Here is an 18,187-nt window from a genome sequence, read left to right on the forward strand (position 1 = left end):
ATTCAACATCTTTTTTCTGATGTTTGTAATAGCCGTATTTATTTATATCAGAAATTACAGACAGCGGAAAAGAGAATATCTGAATGAAATCGAGATGAAAAATGAACTTCATCAGAGAGAGCTTCTGGCCACCCAATTGGAAATCCAGCAGGCCACCATGCAGCAGATCGGAAGGGAATTGCATGATAATATCGGCCAGAAACTAACCCTGGTGAGTCTGTATGTACAACAGATGCTTTACGAGAATAAAGCTCCGGAAGCCAGTGAAAGGATTGACCAGGTTTCTCAGATTATCAATCAGTCTCTGCAGGATCTCAGGAGTTTATCTAAAACACTGACAGATGACAACATCAATCAAAAGGAAATTGTAACTTTAATACAGGAAGAAGTAGACAATACCAATTCTTTTAAAAAGTGCCATGTAAGCTTTGAACATAATTTTAAGCAGCTGGATCTAGGTTTTGTTCATAAAAATATGCTGCTCAGAATCACACAGGAATTTATTCAGAACAGCATAAAACATTCCCGTTGTAAAAATATTTTTATATGCCTGAATACTTCCGAAGATATCCTTTGGGAACTTGACATCCGCGATGATGGAATCGGGTTTGATACTTCACAGATCAAATCCAACGGAATAGGTCTTACGAATATGAAAAACAGAGCCGAAATTATTGGAGCAAATTTTCATATGGAAAGCCGGGAAAATACGGGAACCCGAATCAATATTATCTTAAAAAAACAGTCATGAAGAAATCTATTGTAATTGTTGACGATCATATACTTATCGCAAAAGCCCTGGAAGGCATTATTGGTAATTTCAACGAGTTTGAAGTCATCTATGTATGTGAAAATGGAAAAGACCTTATCCAAAAAATCGAAGAAGGAAATACCATTCCGGATATCATTCTTTTAGATATCAGCATGCCGATTATGGACGGTTTTGAAACTGCTGTCTGGCTTACAAAAAATCATCCTGCCATTAAAATTATGGCACTTAGTATGCAGGGTGACGACAACAGTGTGATTAAAATGATCAAAAGCGGAGCAAAAGGTTACCTTTTAAAAAACACCCACCCAAGAGATCTGGAAACAGCGCTTACCCGATTGAACAGCGATGGATTCTTTTATCCGGACTGGGCTTCTAAAATTATTTTCTCCAACCTTAATAAAGAAACGGAATCCGAAATTGCCGTAAGAATTTCTGACAGAGAAAAAGAATTCCTGAAGTATACTGTAACGGAACTCAGCTATAAAGAAATTGCAGACAGAATGTGCTGCAGCCCAAGAACTGTAGAAAGTTATCGCGATCAGCTTTGTGAAAAACTGGATTTAAAAACCCGTGTCGGATTGGCTGTATTTGCTATTAAAAATGGTTTTGCAAACTAAAATTTACCGTGAAAAAATTCTTTTTAAAATAAATTTAAACGAAAAGTATTCACGAAAAATAATCAAAAACAGAAAACACAATAACATATTTTATAGAATTGATTAAAATTCAAAACATTTAAAACAACAATGAATTAAAACTAAATAAATACGTAAATAATTATCAATTCATTAATAAAATAAGAAAAATATTTGCATATTAATTTCAAATAATATAATTTCACATCCTCAACCTAAATGATTTTGATATGAAAAAACTATTATTTGGAGCTTTTATGCTCAGTGTAATGACTGCATGTAACAATGACAACATCACCAATCAAAATGAAAACACAACTGACGAAGCAGTAACTACAGCAGGCTTTGCTCAAAGAGGCTGTGCTTCTGAAGAAATCAGACAGGAAGCATTGAAAAAAAGTCCTGAACTTCAGCAAAGATTTGCGGCATTAGAAACCAATACAGAAAAATTCGCCAATGATATAAAGTTTGGAAAAGTTCTGGCTGATGGTACTGTAGAAATTCCGGTTGTAGTGAATGTCATTTACAAGACTACAGCTGAAAACGTTTCTGACGCAAGAATTGCTGAGCAAATTGCAGTATTAAATGCTGACTATTCCGGTACCAACAGTGATGCCAGCAAAATTCCAACTGAATTCCAGACCGTAAGCTCTGGTGACACAAAAGTAAAATTCAGATTAGTAAATACTGTTAGAAAGTCTACTTCAAAAACCAGCTGGGCTACCAATGATGATATGAAAAAAGCGTCTAAAGGAGGAATTGACGCGACCAATCCTACTAATTATTTAAATTTATGGGTTGTAAGCAAAATGACCAGCCAGGGACGTACAATTCTCGGATATGCAACTTTCCCTGAATCTGCAGGTTTATGGAATGACGGTGTTGTAATTGCTGCTCCATATTTTGGAAAGACAGGAGCTTCTTCACCTTTCAACCTGGGAAGAACAGCAACACATGAAGTAGGGCACTATTTAAACTTAAGACACATCTGGGGAGATGCTAATTGTGGAAACGACCTGGTAAGTGATACTCCTACACAGACTACGGCAAATTACGGAAAACCTTCCTATCCTCTATACAATACTTGCAGCGGTGTACAAAGATCTGTAATGTTTATGAACTATATGGATTATGTAGATGACGCAGCTATGTTCATGTTCTCTTCAGGACAAAAAACAAGAATGCAGTCTGTAGTAGCCTCTTCTGGTGCCAGATCAGGACTAAGAGTGTATTAAAATTTAAACCCCTTTAAAATATTTAAAATCTATCTCCAATTGAGATAGATTTTTTTATTCATATTCTATTTAGCCCAAACAAAATTATAAAAGATCATACAGGAACGAATCAGTTCAACTACTTTTTAAGATCAATTCTTAGATTAATTTATAAAAAGCCTTCTATAAATCATGAAGAAAACAAAATTATTTACATTAAAAAACACATATGAATGTTCAGCATAAAACAATTAATCAAAATTGATTAAAATTCAAAACAAATCATATTTAGATAATAAATAATTAAACAAAATATGTTTTATATAATTATTTACCAACAATTCAACAAAATAATTTGCATATTAATTTCAAATAATATAATTTCACATCGTAAACAAAAATGATTTTGATATGAAAAAACTATTATTTGGAGTTCTTGCTCTTGGATTAATGTTTTCATGTAATAATGACAACATGTCCAGCCAAAATGAAATAGATCCAGCTACAACACCTTCTGTAACAGCTGAGTTAAATAGAAATTGTTTTTCGGAAGAAATAAGACAAGAAGATTTACAAAAAAGCCCGGAACTAAGACAGAGGTTTACAGAACTGGAAGCCAACACAGAAATGTTCTCCAAAAATACCCAACTTGGAAAAGTTCTTACTGACGGCACCGTTGAGATTCCTGTTGTTGTCAATATTCTATATAGTAATGATGCCGAGAATCTTTCTGATGCAAGAATTGCTGAGCAGATTGATGTATTAAATGCTGATTATAGCGGAACCAATACAGATGTAAGCAAAATACCAACAGAGTTTCAATCAGTAAAGGCAGGTGATGTAAAAATAAAATTCAGACTAGCTAATACTGTTCGTAAGGCAACCACAACCACAAGCTGGGTGCGAGACACCATGAAAAAATCTTCCAGCGGAGGAATAGATGCCACAAGCCCTTCAAATTATTTAAATATCTGGATCGTAGGTAAAGTAGTAAGCACTGATGGAAGAACCATTCTTGGCTACGCTACATTCCCTGAGTCTGCCGGATTATGGAATGATGGAGTTGTAATTCCTGCACCATACTTTGGAAAAACCGGAGCGGTAACTAATTTCAATCTTGGAAGAACTGCCACCCATGAAGTGGGACATTATTTGAATCTAAGACATATCTGGGGGGATGCAAAATGCGGAGATGATCTTGTAGCTGATACTCCTACACAGACTTCTGAGAATTACAACACTCCAAGTTACCCACTTTACAATCGTTGTAGTGGTAAAAACAGATCGGTAATGTTTATGAATTATATGGATTATGTAAATGATGCAGCAATGTTTATGTTTTCGGCAGGACAAAAAACAAGAATGCAGGCTGTAGTAGCCTCTACTGGTGCCAGATCCGGATTAAGAGTGTATTAAGACATATGTTTAAATTATATTGTAAAAGTCTATCCCAAATTTGGGATAGACTTTTTTATACCCCTTTATAGATTAAAATTCAGAATACCATTCTATTACCAGCTCAGTAATTTATCTAATAAAAAGCCTGGAATAAACTATATTATTTTATTTCAAAAACATATAATCCAGTAAAAAAAACTAAAAATGAGAATAATGCATGAAACACATCACTTTAATTATATTCTTAAGATATTTTCATTAACAGATTTTCAATGAAAAATATCCTACAAATTATATAGAGTATAAAATTATTTACACTTAAAAACACACTTATGCGTGAAATATAAAACAAATCAATGCAATTGATTAAAATATAATAAATATTATAATAAGTTACGATAAACATAATTAAAACAACCTTTGAATAAACATTTGTTAAATATTTTGTAAAATTATTTGCATATCAATTTTAAAAAATATAATTTCACACCCTCAACCAAATTATATTATAACGATATGAGAAAATTCTTATTCGGAGCCCTGGTTCTGGGCTTTATGTCGGCATGTAACTCCGACAACTTAAGTAATCAAAATGAAACGCCCCTGGATCAGGAAGCTTCTGCTCCAAGCGCTCTTAAAAGAAGCTGTCCTTCGGAAGGAATAAGACAGGCAATGCTTCTGAAAAATCCTGCACTAAAACAAAAAATGGCCGATATTGAATTCGGTACTGAAAAATTTACTGAAAATCTTAAATTAGGAAAAGTTCTGGCAGATGGAACCGTTGAGATTCCGGTAGTTTTTAATGTAATTTACAACACTTCTGCTCAAAATGTTTCTGATGCAAGAATCGCAGAACAAATTGCAGTACTGAATGCTGATTATGGTGCTACCAATTCTGACATTAATAAAATTCCTTCAGCATTTCAACCTTCGGCTGCAGGTGACGTAAAAATCCGTTTCAAATTAGTAGCTACCAACCGTAAACAAAGTACAAAAACAGGCTGGAGATCTGATCTTGAGCAAATGAAAAAGGCAAGCACAGGGGGAATTGATGCTACTGATGTAACTAAAAATATGAATATATGGGTTGTTAACTCAATCCTTGATGAAAATAACCAACCAGGAACTTTAGGCTATGCATATTACCCTGAAAATGCAGGACAATGGTATGATGGTCTTGTAATAGGATACCAATATATCGGAAAAACCGGTGCTTCTGCTCCATTCAACTTAGGAAGAACAGTAACTCATGAAGTAGGACACTACCTGAATCTGCCACACCTTTGGGGATCATCTGATACAGGATGCCAAACAGATTACTCCAATGACACTCCGGTATCTCCAGGTCCTAACTACGGGAATCCTACTTATCCTCTGAACAGAGTTTGTGGAGGGGTAAGCCGTTCTCAGATGTTCATGAACTATATGGATTATGTAGATGACAAATCTATGGTAATGTTCTCAGCTAATCAAAAAACAAGAATGCAGGCTGTAGTAGCAGCATCAGGGCCAAGATCTGGCTTAAGATAATTAGCCAATCAGCTGAATATTATAAAAACATTAAAATAGTCTATCTCAATTTTTGGGATAGATTTTTTTAATATTTTTACGCGACTTAAAATTTCAGCACCACTACGATGAAAAAATTAGCATTAGCATCAGGAATACTATTGCATCTATACTGTATAAAAGCACAGGATACTATCCGATCCCGAAATCTTATGGAAGATATTGTGCTTGTCAATTCCACCGGTTGTGTATTTCAGCAGAAAACACCATTTTTCAAAAAGGAATGGGTGAAAAAGTCAGTGGCTCCTGCCCTTCTTTTCACGGCGGCTGCTGCAACATGGGGAGAAAAAGAGAATATCCGTGAAGTAAGAAACCGCTATCTTCCTAACTTCAAAGTCAAATTTGATGATTATCTTCAGTATGCTCCGGCTGCAACGGTTTACGGATTAAAACTGGCAGGTGTAAAAGGCCGGAATAATATTGGACGGGCAACCTTGTCTTACGGAACAAGTTTAGCTATCATGGCTATTTTAGTTAATTCTATTAAGTATACAGCAAAAGTTGAGCGTCCGGATGGTTCCAAAAACAATTCATTTCCATCAGGACATGCTGCAATGGCTTTCACCAATGCAAGTTTTTTACATAAGGAATATGGTATGGTAAATCCAGCCTACAGTATTGCAGGGTATGGTTCTGCAGCTATTACCGGACTTGGCCGGAATTTAAATAACAGACACTGGGTTCCGGATATTCTTGCCGGAGCTGGTATCGGGATTATATCCACAGAGCTCGGGTATTTTTTTATTGATAAAATTTATAAGAATAAAGGGGATAATTTAAGTATCTTATCCAGAATACAAGGAAATGATTATCCGTCTTTTCTTACTCTGAAGATGGGAACCGCATTGGGTACAACCAATTTCCTGAGGGAATCTGAACTGGATGACAAAAAACAAGTAGGTTTTGAAGGCGGACTGGAAGGGGCCTATTTTTTTGCAAAAAAATGGGGTGTGGGTGCAGATGTTACCTTCAGCAGCTTCCCTATTAAATCTCAGAGAATAACTTTTGATGACGGACAGGATTTTGGCAACCATGAAATTAAAACACAATCCATGGGCTTCCTGGCTGCTGGAATTGGACCTTATTTTTCTCATGAATTCTCAGATAAATGGCAGCTTACTTTAAAGTTAACCGGAGGATATGCTGCTACTGCCAGTGGAAAAGTTTTTGTAAAAGGAGACGATATAGATGCTCCTAACCACGAACTTCAGATAGCCCGATACAAGCCTAAACCGGCTTTCCGTTGGAATACAGGAGCAGCGATGACTTATAAGTTCAATCCGGGACTGGGGCTCACTTTCTATACAGATTACAATCAGATCAACTCTACAATCCGATATTACTTCAGCGATGAGATCAAGGAAAGTGCTGAGCTGGATCAGGAGCTTAACAACCTGATTGCCAAAGAAAAAATTAATTATATTACAGTCGGTTTAAGATTAACTGCCTATTTTTAGAATACAAAAGCCTTCAGAATCTGAAGGCTTTCATTTTATAAGTTTTTCTGATTATTTTCCGGAGTATAATCCATAAACAGATCTCCATCCAGCTTTACAGATTTCACTTTCTTCTTAATAGGAATCACAAGATCGGTCAGTTTCTGATCTTTTTCCCAGACAGAAGGAGAGAAATGCAGCTTTTCTGTAGTCCCGTCTTCATATGATAACAGGGCATCAAATGGGATGGCAAATCCACCTACATTGGCTATGTTTACAGTAAGCATATCATTAATCTGGGATGCACCTGTTACCTTTAAGTCAATATAATTATTGGTATAAAACCAATTTTGGAAGAACCAGTTCAGATTTTTTCCTGCCCCTGTATTCATAGAGTTGAAATAATCCCATGGAACCGGATGTTTTCCATTCCAGTTGTCCATATAATGATGTAATGCTTTTTTGAAGAGTTCGTCTCCTAAATAATCTTTCAACGCCAGATAAGACAAAGAAGCTTTTACATAGGAATTATTTCCATATCCGGAACCACTCACCTGCGTACTCATCGTAATCACCGGTTGATCCTGCTCTGCAGATGGGTCATTAATCCATTTTTTAACACGGAAGTTTTTATAAAATTCTTTGGCTGCTTCTTCACCATTTTCATCAATTCCTATAAGATATTCCAGAGTAGTTGCCCAGCCTTCATCCATAAATGCATATCTCGTCTCGTTGATTCCCATATAAAAAGGGAAATAGGTGTGACCAATTTCATGATCTGCCGTCAGTCTTGCATCCTGAAGATCATCAGGAATACTGGTATCATTGATCATCATTGGATATTCCATATCAGCAAATCCTTGAATAGCGGTCATTACGTTATAAGGATATTCTACTCCCGGCCAGTTTTTAGAGAACCAATCAATGTTATAACGCATCCAGTCTACATAATGCTCAAAATCTTTTGCACCGTTTTTATATCCTGCCTGAACGCTTGCTCTTTTCGATTTTAACTGAACACTTGAGGCATCCCACACATAATGGTTGCTCATTGCAAAACAGAAGTCCGTGATGTGACTGGCTTTAAATTTCCAGACATTCCATTTATTGGGTTTGGTTACTTTCCCGGATTTCATTTCCTGTTCTGTAGCAATATGCATTACTTTATCGCTTTTTAATGAAGCTTTATATCTTTTTAAATACTCCGGCTGAAGTACTGCTTCCGGATTCAGGAAATCTCCTGTTGCCCAGACTACAAAATTTTTAGGTGCTGTGATGGCAAAACTGTAGTCGTTGAAGTCATTGTAAAACTCCTGTCTGTCTGAGTGTGGAAGCATATCCCATCCGTTATAATCATCATACACGGAAATTCTTGGAAAAGAATAAGCAACATAGAATGTTTCCGGATCTATCTGACCTTCTCTTCCACTCTGTACTGAAAGCGGATATTCCCATTCAATTTTTACTTCAGCTTTTGATTTAGGCTTTAAAGCTGTTTTTAATTTTACTTTTTCAACAGTACTCCAATCGTCACTGTTGACGTCATATTTTGTTCCGTTTACAATGAAAGATTTAATCTTAAGTCCTGAAGACAGAAAATCTTTAGACACAAATCCCGATCTTGGTGACTGCGGTTTATGAAGGTTATTCACAAATCGAATAGCCAGTTCATTCAGACTATCCGGGCTGTTGTTCGTATAGACAATTGTTTCTTTTCCGGAAACCATTTTCGTATTGGCATCCACTTTCACATCCACATTATATGCTCCCTTATTCTGCCAATAGTTTTTACCTGGTGCTCCGGAGATATCGCGGGTCCCTTTTTCATACGCTTTTTTAATATTCCTCGGCATATAGAGTTCCTGTGCAGACAATTGCAGCAAGGAAACTACCATCAGCATTCCGGAAAAAATTTTCTTCATAATGACCTTTTTAAAGATAGGTGTCAAAAATAGCGAAAATGTGACATCAAGGGATCATTTCTTTTGCAATAATATTTTATTATAGTTCGTTTTATAATAAATTATTCTACAACCTATCTTGTTCTGCAGTCTTCTTTATTGTTTTGGCATTTTTTACAGACTGATTTCCGAAGTTGAATTTCAGAGAAATTGTAAAACTCTGAGCATCCCGATAATCTATAAAATAATTATCCTGATTGGCATACTTGGTACTTATTTTTTCCTGTGAAGTTTTAAAAATATCATTGAACAAAAGGCTCGCTTCCCATTTTTTATTAAAGAATTTTTTATTGATAACCAGATATGTGGAAGAAGATTCCGAGATCCTGAAAGTTCCCTGTATCCCCGGAGAGTAGTAACGGTGTCCCATTTCCATTTTCCAATCGGTGTTTTTATCAAGGGTAAAACTTGTTGAGATATTGGAAACCCAGTTCCAGACTTTATTTTTATACAGCATTCCATCTGTTCCTTTGAAATAATTTTCATTGTGTTCAAGGTTTTCAGACATAATAATGTTCCACCATGGTTTGACCTGAAAATTTTTGTACAGGCTCAATCCGAAGGCTTCTCCTTTTTCAATATTGGTAAAGTAATAAATGAGACTGTTGGTACTTGGTTCCTGATATGAAATTTCCATAGACGGATAGATTTCTTTCCGGTAATACAGATCCACATTCCATTCCTTCCATGAGTAGGTAAGATTAAGGTTATGGGTAATGGTTGCCTTTAACTTTGGGTCTCCCTGATAGTACGAAAAAAGATTGTAATAAGATTTTGCAGGGTTCAACCATGAATAGGAAGGTCTGCTGATCCTTTTCCCATAAGAGAAACCGAATTCCTGCTTATTTTCTGTGGTATATTGTGCGTAGAAAGTGGGGAAAAACTTCCAATAGTTGGTTTTATTCAATTCATAAGGTTCAGAGACCACGCCTTCAAGGTCTGTCATTTCTGCACGGAGACCTCCTTTGAAATTCCATTTTCCAATATTGTAGGCTAATGAAGAATACAGGGCAACATTATGCTCCTTATAATCAAATATGCTGCTCTTTTCCGGGCGGTATTGTAATATTCCATTTTCGTTATCAGAGAAATCAAGTGCGCTGCTTGTCTTTACAAAACTATATTTTGCTCCGGATTCCAGTTCCAGTTTATCATTTTTCCACTGATAATCGAATTGAGTGGAATACAGCTGAACATCGGCTTTGTTCTTAGTAAGAAAATTATCTTCTTTTGGAGGCTGGCCTGCAAAGTTCAGATTGGTGATAACATTCTGATATTTATCGGCATTATTTCCGGTAAAATAATTAATCCATGAAAGACTGCTTTTCTTATTCAGTTTCCGGTCTATCTGAAAACTTACAGAGTTATTAATGGAACGTGAGCGATGATCGTTGATCGTGGTATAATTAGATTCTACAACATCCTGATTATTATAGATTAATGTAGGAACGTTGTAGGTTCCGAAGGATTTTGGAGAAAAATACCCTGAGTAGTTGAGGCTTGCATTGGTCAAGCTGTCCAATTCATATTCCACATTAAAATTCAGGGTATTCTGGTTATAGTTTTTATCCTTCCTGTTCATCGTACTGACCCATCGGGTTTGGCTTTCCGGGTAGTTCACATAGTCTGTTCCTTCCCGGTAGTACGTTCCCAGCCCTCTATAATAGCTTCCCATAACGGAAAGTTTATCTTTTTTATAATATTGGGAAAGACCAAAAACGCCTTTCGCATATTGTGTCTGTACATATTTGGATGAGAGAATTCCGCGGTAGCCTTCAATTTTATTTTTTTTCAGAACAATATTCAGGACTGCACTTCCCGAAGCTTCATATTTTGCCGGCGGATTGGTAATCACTTCTACCGACTTCACATCATCTCCCTGTGTATTTTCCAAAAGATTTTTGAGTTCATCACCCGTCAGCATTATCTTTTTATCATTAATGGTCACCAAAATTGCAGTACTTCCCTTTACCCCGAGTATATCATTGTTTATGGTAACACTTGGTGTATTCTTTAGAATTTCCCAGGCATTAAGTGAGGAAATATTACTGTTTTCAACATTAAATTCCAGACGGTCCACTTTTCTTTTCACCAAGGGCTTGCGTTTCGTCATTACCACTCCTTCTATTTCCTGAGATTCTTTTTTAAGGATAATATTCAGTGGCTCAAGCTCTTTCAGATCAAGTTTTTTCTCAAATAAAGAGTATCCCTCGTTTTTAACTACCAGTTTTACATCCTGTTCTGCTATTCCTTCCAGTATAAATTTTCCGTTTTCATCAGTTTTTAATTCTTTAATTAATGTATTCTGAGAATTATACAGCTCTACTTTTACCAATGAAAGCTTTTCATTTTCAGTGTTCGTAACTGTTCCTTCAAGTTTTTGCTTCTGGGCAAGAAGTAAAATTGGAAAACACAGAAAAAAAAGAATTTTATACATGGTTATTTTTTTATCCTAACAAAAACACTGTTCTGTTTATGGCTACAAAAATCTGTATTGAAAGGGAGAATTTCGGTTAACGGTGGGTTAATGATAGGTTAATGTCTTTTCTTTAAAATAAGAAAACCTGAATTCGGTAATTCAGGTTTAAAATCAATAGAGTATATTTTTTTATGGATAAGGAATAGCTTTATCCAGTTCTATCGGATTATAATATTTTTTGATGTCTATCTGTGTTTGTTTAGTCAAACCCGCAAACTCTTCTTTACTTTTGATTTGCCGTCCATTAATGCGGACATTCCAGTCCGGCTGAAATTCGGTTCTCATTCTGGCATATGGATCATTATAAAACTCCAGATTCAGTTTCACCCATTTCTTTAAGTCAATGGCAATAGCATCCAGTGAATAATGTCTTTCAAGAAAGCTTTTTGTATCGTATGTTTTAGGCAGATTTTTATTTCGGGAGAAAGAATATACAAAATCTTTCTTATCATCTTCCACATACAAAACCAATCCCGGCAATCCTCTGAATTTATAAGGTCCTTCAGGAATGTTGATATCAGGCGTAAACCAAGCGGTCCAGTTTCTTCCTCCAAATACAGCAGTTGCTCTTTGTAAATTATAATTATTGATCTTTTTAGTATCAGCCTCTATTTTCCACTGAACATTATCTTCGGTTTCAAAAACATAATAATAGGGCATCATCATGATCTGAACAAAGTTTTTATTTTTATTGGAATTTCTTTTTCGGATAATAGTCTGTCCGGACTGGCTGGTATGCTGGGAAGAAATTCCCCCGTGAAGAATGTTCAGGGAATCGCTTGCTAAAAATTCAGATTCATAAAACTTCACTTCATCAGGATTGATATCCAGCACCATTTCTTCTTTATCATAATTTGTCCCGTTAGGTTCAAATCTGTATTGAAGCTCATATATAAAGCGATGGGTTTGGGCATTGATATGCATCCCAAGCATCAGAATCAGAAGAATGAGTATCTTTTTCATTAAATGGTCATTAATTTTCTAAAATTACCAAAAACACATTAACCATCAGGTTAATAAAAGGTTAATGACAAAAATACTATTTCAGTAAAATGTTAAAGTTTTATCTTTGTTTCAATGATAGCCAAGAGTAAAATTCTGATTTCGGTTTTTGCTGCACTGTTCCTGCTTTTACTGGGAATACAGGTTTATTTTATGTACAAGACCTATCAGGTGAAGGAAAGGGATATCTACAGATCTGTGAATGACGGCCTTACTAATTTCACAGACAGCCTTGAAGACATTCAGGAAGTGAAAGAAAGGAATGATGACTCTCTTCAGGAAATCATTATCAAGTACCATAACAAGGAGATCAACAGAAAGGATTTTCTAAATCACTTCATAGAAAACAGAAAATCGGCCAGAGAAAGACTGGTCCATTATATTGACAGCCGCTATCAGAAAGACGGGTATGAAATTTCTGCAAGAATCAGATACCTTTCCATTGTTCATCTTCCAGACAGCGCAAAAGTAATTACCGAGCCTATTGTTATTTTTGAGACACAGGATAAGCTTAAAAATCCACGCATTGCCAGTAATGGAAGCTGGGAAACCTCAACAACCAAAAGAGATGATACGGATAATGGGCAGGTTGAAAAAAAGAATAGTTTTCTGGTTAAAACGCGGACTGATTTCGAGATTAAAAATATAAAAAGTATTGTTTTCAAGGAGCTTACTTTATTGATTATCTGTTGCATTATACTTCTTTCGGGCGTTCTTCTGCTTTATATTTTCACGATCAGAAACCTGATTCAGCAGCAGAAGCAGGTGGAAGTTCTCCACACCATTGTGGATAACATTTCACATGAGTTTAAAACTCCGATTGCCACTTTAAAAATAGCTTCCAAAGCATTAAAAAAAGAATGGAACCCGGAAACACTGCCTCTTATTGACCGCCAGATTTCCCGCCTTGAAAGTCTGATGGTTCAACTTCATAAGGATGAAATACCGGATGAAATGGCTGAGATACAACCTGAAGACTGGGATTTTTTCATTCAGGATCTTGCGGTTACTTACCCGAACATTGATTTTAACCTTGAAAATACCATCTCACAAAAGCTCCCTTTTGATAAAAACCTGATGGAAACCGTCATAAAAATCTTTGTGAAAACAGTGTAAAATATGGTGCATCTGCTGTTACAATAAATACCCGCAGCCATTCTCAACATCTGGAAATTGAAGTTTCAGACAACGGGCAAGGCATGGAACCCAAAGAGTTGAATCATATTTTTGAAAAATTCTACAGAATTCAGAACAATAACATCCATAACAGCAAAGGGCTTGGACTTGGACTTTACTTCGTTAAAAAAATTATTACAAAGTACGGAGGTAAAATAGAAGTTTCCAGCAAACCTCGGGCAGGAAGTACCTTTAAAATATCAATTCCTTATGAAAACTAAAATCCTTCTGGCAGAAGATGATCCGGATTTCGGAATGATTCTGAAGCAGTATCTTGAATTGGAAGATTTTGAAGTCAGCTGGTTTCAGAATCCGGAAGATATTGTTCCCTTACTTCAATCTGATTTTCCTTTTCAAATGGGAATTCTGGATGTAATGATGCCCAATCTCGATGGTTTTACTCTGGCTAAAATGATTTTAAAAGAAAAAAGCAATTTCCCGCTATTGTTTTTAACGGCTAAAAACCAAAAAATAGACCGGCTGACCGGATTAAAAATAGGTGCTGATGATTATATTGCCAAACCCTGCGATCCTGAAGAACTGGTTTTACGTATTAAAAACATTCTGAAAAGAACGCTTCCAGCCAGTACGGAAAGCCAAATAAAAATCGGAGCATTTTCACTGGACACCACCAAACTTCTGTTATCACATCCTAACGGAAACAACCGGCTGACCATAAGGGAACAGGAGCTTTTATTATATCTTCTGAAGCATAATAAGACGATCATTACCAGAGATAATATTCTGGATAATCTTTGGGAAACGAATGATTATTTTACCGGAAGAAGCCTTGATGTATTTATCAGCAGACTCCGCAAGTATTTCAACAGCGATCCTCAAATAAAAATCCAATCCCTGAGAGGAATTGGATTTGAAATTGATTTTCCAACCAACTGATTTTTATAGAGACAAATTCACAATCACAGGGAAATGGTCTGATGGATACAACAGATTTTCTCTTCTGTCATTGATATGTCGATGAGATCTTATTTTAAAGCCTTGTGTAAAAATATAATCGATTCTGTCTTTCGGAACTTCATTTACATTGAAGCCTGTGAAAGTTCCTACCGGCCCGTAATGCTTCGTTTCGGAATGATAAAAAGTGTCTTTCATATTCTGGGAAAGAATTTTAATTGGTTCCGAATCATCTGTCAGGTTAAAATCGCCGCTCAGAGTTACCGGAAGGTTCTTTGGATTCAGTTCTTTGATCTTTTTCAGGATCAGTTCGGAAGATTTTACCCTAGCTACATTTCCTACATGATCAAAATGAAGATTCATCGCAAGGAATTCCTTTTTTGATTTTTTATCTTTAAATATAGCGTAAGTACAGATTCTGTTTAGTGCAGCATCCCAGCCTTTTGAAGGTTTTTCCGGGGTTTCAGACAGCCAGAATGTTCCTGATTTTACCGCTTCAAGTTTGTTGGTATCATAGAAAATAGCTGAAAATTCTCCTTTTTCTTTACCATCGTCTCTTCCTACTCCAATGTAATCATAGTCTTTTAATCCTGTTTTAATATCTTTCATCTGTTCCGGAAGGGCTTCCTGTACTCCGAAATAATCTGGACGATAATAGGTCAGTAAATCTGCAACATCCTGTTTTCTCTTCGGCCATGCATTGTCTTTATCGGATTCAACATTCAGTCTGATATTGAAACTCATTACGGTAAGGTCCTGTGAAAATCCTAATGCAAAAAACATCAGGAACACCATTGAAAATCTTAAATTCATATGTTATTTTATCAGTAAGAGACAAAAATAAAACTTCTCTGTGACAGAAAAGCTTTATTGATGTGATTATATTGTTAAATTATCTTTTTCTTCTTCTATAGATATAAAATACTCCTTAAACTCAGTTTCTGAAACGGGTATATTGCTTTCAAGTTTTACCACCCCAATGGTTGTATAGTGAGCAGCCATCCTGATCTTTTTATTTTTGAGAAGAGCTTCAAGCTTTTTTAAATTTATATCTTTCTTTAAAACGGCGAGATAAGTAATCATAGGTATACCTGTATTAATCCGTTTCCTATATCTCTGTATTTTATGCCTTCAATAGGCCTTGCCTTGTTTTCAATAAGTTCCCAAATTTCTTTTGCTGATTTATCGGGAAACTGTTCCATATACAAAGCTGCAAGTCCGGAAACATGTGGTGCGGCCATACTGGTACCGCTCATCGTATAGTAAAAGTTCTTTTTGTTCTTTGCGTTTTTAGGATAGGCACTGATAATATCTACTCCCGGAGCACAGACATTTATATTTCCTCCTGTAGACGGATTGATTCCAGCATTTGAAAACCTGGCAATCTTCATTTGGCCGTCAATAGCTCCTACCGCCATAATAGATTTTGAATTGGCCGGCATTGAGACAGGCTGTGGAATCTGCGGTCTGTTGCTGTCATTTCCTGCAGCCGCTATAATAAGACAGTTATTTTCCAGTGCTCTTTCTCCAATGGTTTCAAAAAGTACGGAAGGCTGATCATCAAGTTTCACAGGAGATGCTAAAGACAGCGATAATATTCTGAATTTCTTCGTAATCGCCCAGTCTATGGCATCAATCACGCTGCTGGTAGTTCCTCTTCCGTTATCAGCGAGTACTTTTGCAATCTTCAGATTACAATCTCTGGCAATTCCATAGCGTTTTCCGTTATCACTTCTGATATTTCCTGCAGCAACTCCTGCGCAGTGTGTACCGTGCCCATTGGGATCTCTGTTCCAGTCTTCACCGTCTATGAAGGATTTACCTTCAATTTCTTCAGAGGAAAAATCGGGATGGGAAGTTTCAAGTCCTGTATCCAGAATGCAGACATCAATACCTTTTCCTGAATAGTGAGTATTTTCCAGACCAATCGCTTGTAATCCCCATTCCATTTCAATGAATGATTTTTGAGGTAAAGGTTTGCTGGTTATGTATTTTTCAAGTTCTGAAATTTTTTCTGAGAGCCCGGCAGACTGTTTTTTAAGCTCATTAATCAACTGCAGTTCATCCGCAGGAAAAAATTCCCGTTCTTTTTCGTAGTAAACGATAGAATTTGATTCATTTTTCACGGCACTTTTCAATTGATCTTCATCCATATTATCCACCACAAGAATGCCCAGGTTTTTGTAAAGCACTCCGTTATCCTGATCAATAATTTCATAGGATCGGTTTTCTTTGGAAAGAAGTTCTGAAGAAGTAATGCTCACTTCCAGCTCTTTCTCTATTTTTTTGAGTGCAGTCTTCTGCTGATCTTTCAGCAAAACGATATATCTTCCGGTTTCCATAATGCTATTTTTTAAATTAATTTCAGAAATACTTTTTCCAGAATAAGGAAAATATCCTCAGGAATAATGGTCAGTCTGAGCTTTTTATTAATTCCTGATATGGCTGTATTCTGCTCAACGAGTGAAGTCCAGAAACGTTCAATTTTAGGAATAGAATTCATGTCTTTCAGCTTTTCATCATCTAAAATTCCATTTTGGTATAATGACACAATGATTCCTGAAATAAGTTCTTCCGCATCGTCAAGTTTTTTATTTTCCTTTGCGTAGATTTCCATCAGAATACCATACATGCTTTCCATTCCATTGAATGAAAATCCTCCGAGAAGTTCCCGTCTTCCTGTCATTATTTTCTCCATTTTAATAGGGTTAAAACCTCTTTTCACCGTGGAAATCATATTCATAATCTTCAACACTTCAGATTCGTGGCTGGTGTTTCCTTTGGTACGGAAATATTCCAGGACGTCGTTGAGAAATACATCCAGCCGGGCATCAAAGTCAAAAGATTTTGACAGATAAAGAGCCTGAACATCATTGAAATGCTCCAGCAGTTCTTTAATTTTCTGTACCGTAAAGTGAATAAGTTCCTGCATCACTCAAAAGTTATCTGTTCTATTTCATTACCGTCTTTATCTTTATAGGAGACAATCCTGATTCCTTCTTCCTCCATTTCTACATGAAGATTGATGAATAATTTATCTTTATCTTCTGCTGCACTGGTGTTAGGATCTATGTAAATGCTGTTCAGCTTTGCGTTCACCAAAGTGTATTTATTCAGTAAAACCTTTGAAAAAATTTCTTTCAGCTCATCGGTTTCTTCTTCTGTAGTTCCATCCTGAGGTCTGAATATCCCGGAATTAAGAATTTTTATTTTATTTCTAAGATCCAGTTTCAGCACTTCATTGGCAGGAAGTTTTCCAAATTTCTGGTCGTTTTTTTCCAGTTTACTAAACAGTGTTTTAAACTCTTCGGTCTGGAGCTGCCTTTTCGTAATTTCAGGGATATTCATCCTTTTCTCTTTGTTCACCAGAAGGATTCTCTCATTCATTTCTGTAACAAACTGATCCTGATTCAGTTTAAAATTATATTTAGGAGCAGAATCTATATCTGTAATCTTGATCGGAATATCCATCTTTACACTGGGCAGCGCATATCTCGGAACCTTAAAATATTTAAGGTATTCATGACGGGCATATTCTTTTGCAATAAGAACTGCATTTTCGTCTGCTTTTTTACGAGCCTGAATTATCTCGTTGTTGAGATAATCCAGGTAGTCTGATAATTTTATCAT

Annotated in this window: 17 protein-coding genes; 9 read left to right on the plus strand and 8 right to left on the minus strand. The window is 36.1% G+C overall.

Annotation, left to right across the window (positions count from 1 at the left end; all coding sequences use genetic code 11):
• Nucleotides 1-19: 19 nt before the first annotated feature.
• The 6 genes from ACLMCG_RS21785 (at nucleotide 20) to ACLMCG_RS21810 (ending at nucleotide 7,045) form a co-directional block, all read left to right on the plus strand.
• Nucleotides 20-751 carry a sensor histidine kinase gene (locus tag ACLMCG_RS21785; protein ID WP_414136888.1) on the plus strand — a complete coding sequence of 244 codons (732 nt, stop codon included), beginning with the start codon at nucleotides 20-22 and terminating at the stop codon, nucleotides 749-751.
• On the plus strand, nucleotides 748-1,389 hold the full coding sequence (locus tag ACLMCG_RS21790) for a response regulator transcription factor (RefSeq protein ID WP_142719699.1): 642 nt from the start codon (nucleotides 748-750) through the stop codon (nucleotides 1,387-1,389). The genes ACLMCG_RS21785 and ACLMCG_RS21790 overlap by 4 nt, the downstream gene beginning before the upstream one ends.
• Before the next feature lie 248 nt (nucleotides 1,390-1,637).
• Entirely contained in the window at nucleotides 1,638-2,642 is a 1,005-nt protein-coding gene (locus ACLMCG_RS21795) for a zinc metalloprotease (protein WP_413961239.1), read from the plus strand.
• A gap of 390 nt (nucleotides 2,643-3,032) precedes the next feature.
• Nucleotides 3,033-4,037: a zinc metalloprotease gene (locus tag ACLMCG_RS21800; RefSeq protein WP_413961240.1), complete on the plus strand. Its 1,005-nt coding sequence runs from the start codon at nucleotides 3,033-3,035 to the stop codon at nucleotides 4,035-4,037.
• 498 nt (nucleotides 4,038-4,535) lie between these two features.
• Complete coding sequence (locus ACLMCG_RS21805) at nucleotides 4,536-5,549, plus strand: zinc metalloprotease (protein ID WP_223601847.1); 1,014 nt, start codon at nucleotides 4,536-4,538, stop codon at nucleotides 5,547-5,549.
• A gap of 107 nt (nucleotides 5,550-5,656) precedes the next feature.
• Complete coding sequence (locus ACLMCG_RS21810; protein ID WP_413961241.1) at nucleotides 5,657-7,045, plus strand: phosphatase PAP2 family protein; 1,389 nt, start codon at nucleotides 5,657-5,659, stop codon at nucleotides 7,043-7,045.
• A gap of 35 nt (nucleotides 7,046-7,080) precedes the next feature.
• Here ACLMCG_RS21810 and ACLMCG_RS21815 read toward each other — a convergent pair whose 3' ends face one another.
• The 3 genes from ACLMCG_RS21815 to ACLMCG_RS21825 form a co-directional block, all read right to left on the minus strand.
• Entirely contained in the window at nucleotides 7,081-8,946 is a 1,866-nt protein-coding gene (locus ACLMCG_RS21815) for a M1 family metallopeptidase (protein WP_413961242.1), read from the minus strand.
• Between the two features lie 106 nt (nucleotides 8,947-9,052).
• Complete coding sequence (locus tag ACLMCG_RS21820) at nucleotides 9,053-11,422, minus strand: outer membrane beta-barrel protein (protein ID WP_413961243.1); 2,370 nt, start codon at nucleotides 11,420-11,422, stop codon at nucleotides 9,053-9,055.
• Nucleotides 11,423-11,593: 171 nt separating this feature from the next.
• The gene (locus ACLMCG_RS21825; RefSeq protein ID WP_413961244.1) at nucleotides 11,594-12,427 is read right to left on the minus strand and encodes a GLPGLI family protein; all 834 of its coding nucleotides are present in this window, start codon (nucleotides 12,425-12,427) and stop codon (nucleotides 11,594-11,596) included.
• A gap of 114 nt (nucleotides 12,428-12,541) precedes the next feature.
• Between ACLMCG_RS21825 and ACLMCG_RS21830 the strand changes: the two genes are divergently transcribed.
• The 3 genes from ACLMCG_RS21830 to ACLMCG_RS21840 are packed head-to-tail and all read left to right on the plus strand — an operon-like array spanning nucleotide 12,542 to nucleotide 14,539.
• A complete protein-coding gene (locus tag ACLMCG_RS21830; protein ID WP_413961245.1) occupies nucleotides 12,542-13,582 on the plus strand; it encodes a histidine kinase dimerization/phospho-acceptor domain-containing protein in 1,041 nt (346 codons plus the stop codon).
• Nucleotides 13,583-13,605: 23 nt separating this feature from the next.
• Nucleotides 13,606-13,863 (plus strand): sensor histidine kinase, encoded by a 258-nt coding sequence (locus ACLMCG_RS21835; RefSeq protein ID WP_413961273.1) that lies wholly within the window; start codon nucleotides 13,606-13,608, stop codon nucleotides 13,861-13,863.
• On the plus strand, nucleotides 13,853-14,539 hold the full coding sequence (locus tag ACLMCG_RS21840) for a response regulator transcription factor (protein WP_413961246.1): 687 nt from the start codon (nucleotides 13,853-13,855) through the stop codon (nucleotides 14,537-14,539). The genes ACLMCG_RS21835 and ACLMCG_RS21840 overlap by 11 nt, the downstream gene beginning before the upstream one ends.
• Before the next feature lie 3 nt (nucleotides 14,540-14,542).
• Here ACLMCG_RS21840 and ACLMCG_RS21845 read toward each other — a convergent pair whose 3' ends face one another.
• The 5 genes from ACLMCG_RS21845 to ACLMCG_RS21865 form a co-directional block, all read right to left on the minus strand.
• Nucleotides 14,543-15,370, minus strand: coding sequence for an endonuclease/exonuclease/phosphatase family protein (locus tag ACLMCG_RS21845; RefSeq protein ID WP_413961247.1), 828 nt, complete (start codon nucleotides 15,368-15,370; stop codon nucleotides 14,543-14,545).
• A gap of 66 nt (nucleotides 15,371-15,436) precedes the next feature.
• Entirely contained in the window at nucleotides 15,437-15,640 is a 204-nt protein-coding gene (locus ACLMCG_RS21850; protein ID WP_413961248.1) for a hypothetical protein, read from the minus strand.
• Nucleotides 15,637-16,899: a S8 family peptidase gene (locus ACLMCG_RS21855; protein ID WP_413961249.1), complete on the minus strand. Its 1,263-nt coding sequence runs from the start codon at nucleotides 16,897-16,899 to the stop codon at nucleotides 15,637-15,639. The genes ACLMCG_RS21850 and ACLMCG_RS21855 overlap by 4 nt, the downstream gene beginning before the upstream one ends.
• Before the next feature lie 11 nt (nucleotides 16,900-16,910).
• A complete protein-coding gene (locus ACLMCG_RS21860) occupies nucleotides 16,911-17,489 on the minus strand; it encodes a hypothetical protein (protein ID WP_413961250.1) in 579 nt (192 codons plus the stop codon).
• A complete protein-coding gene (locus tag ACLMCG_RS21865; protein ID WP_413961251.1) occupies nucleotides 17,489-18,187 on the minus strand; it encodes a hypothetical protein in 699 nt (232 codons plus the stop codon). The genes ACLMCG_RS21860 and ACLMCG_RS21865 overlap by 1 nt, the downstream gene beginning before the upstream one ends.

This window comes from Chryseobacterium sp. S90, from assembly GCF_047444895.1.
In the GTDB taxonomy this organism is placed as follows: domain Bacteria; phylum Bacteroidota; class Bacteroidia; order Flavobacteriales; family Weeksellaceae; genus Chryseobacterium.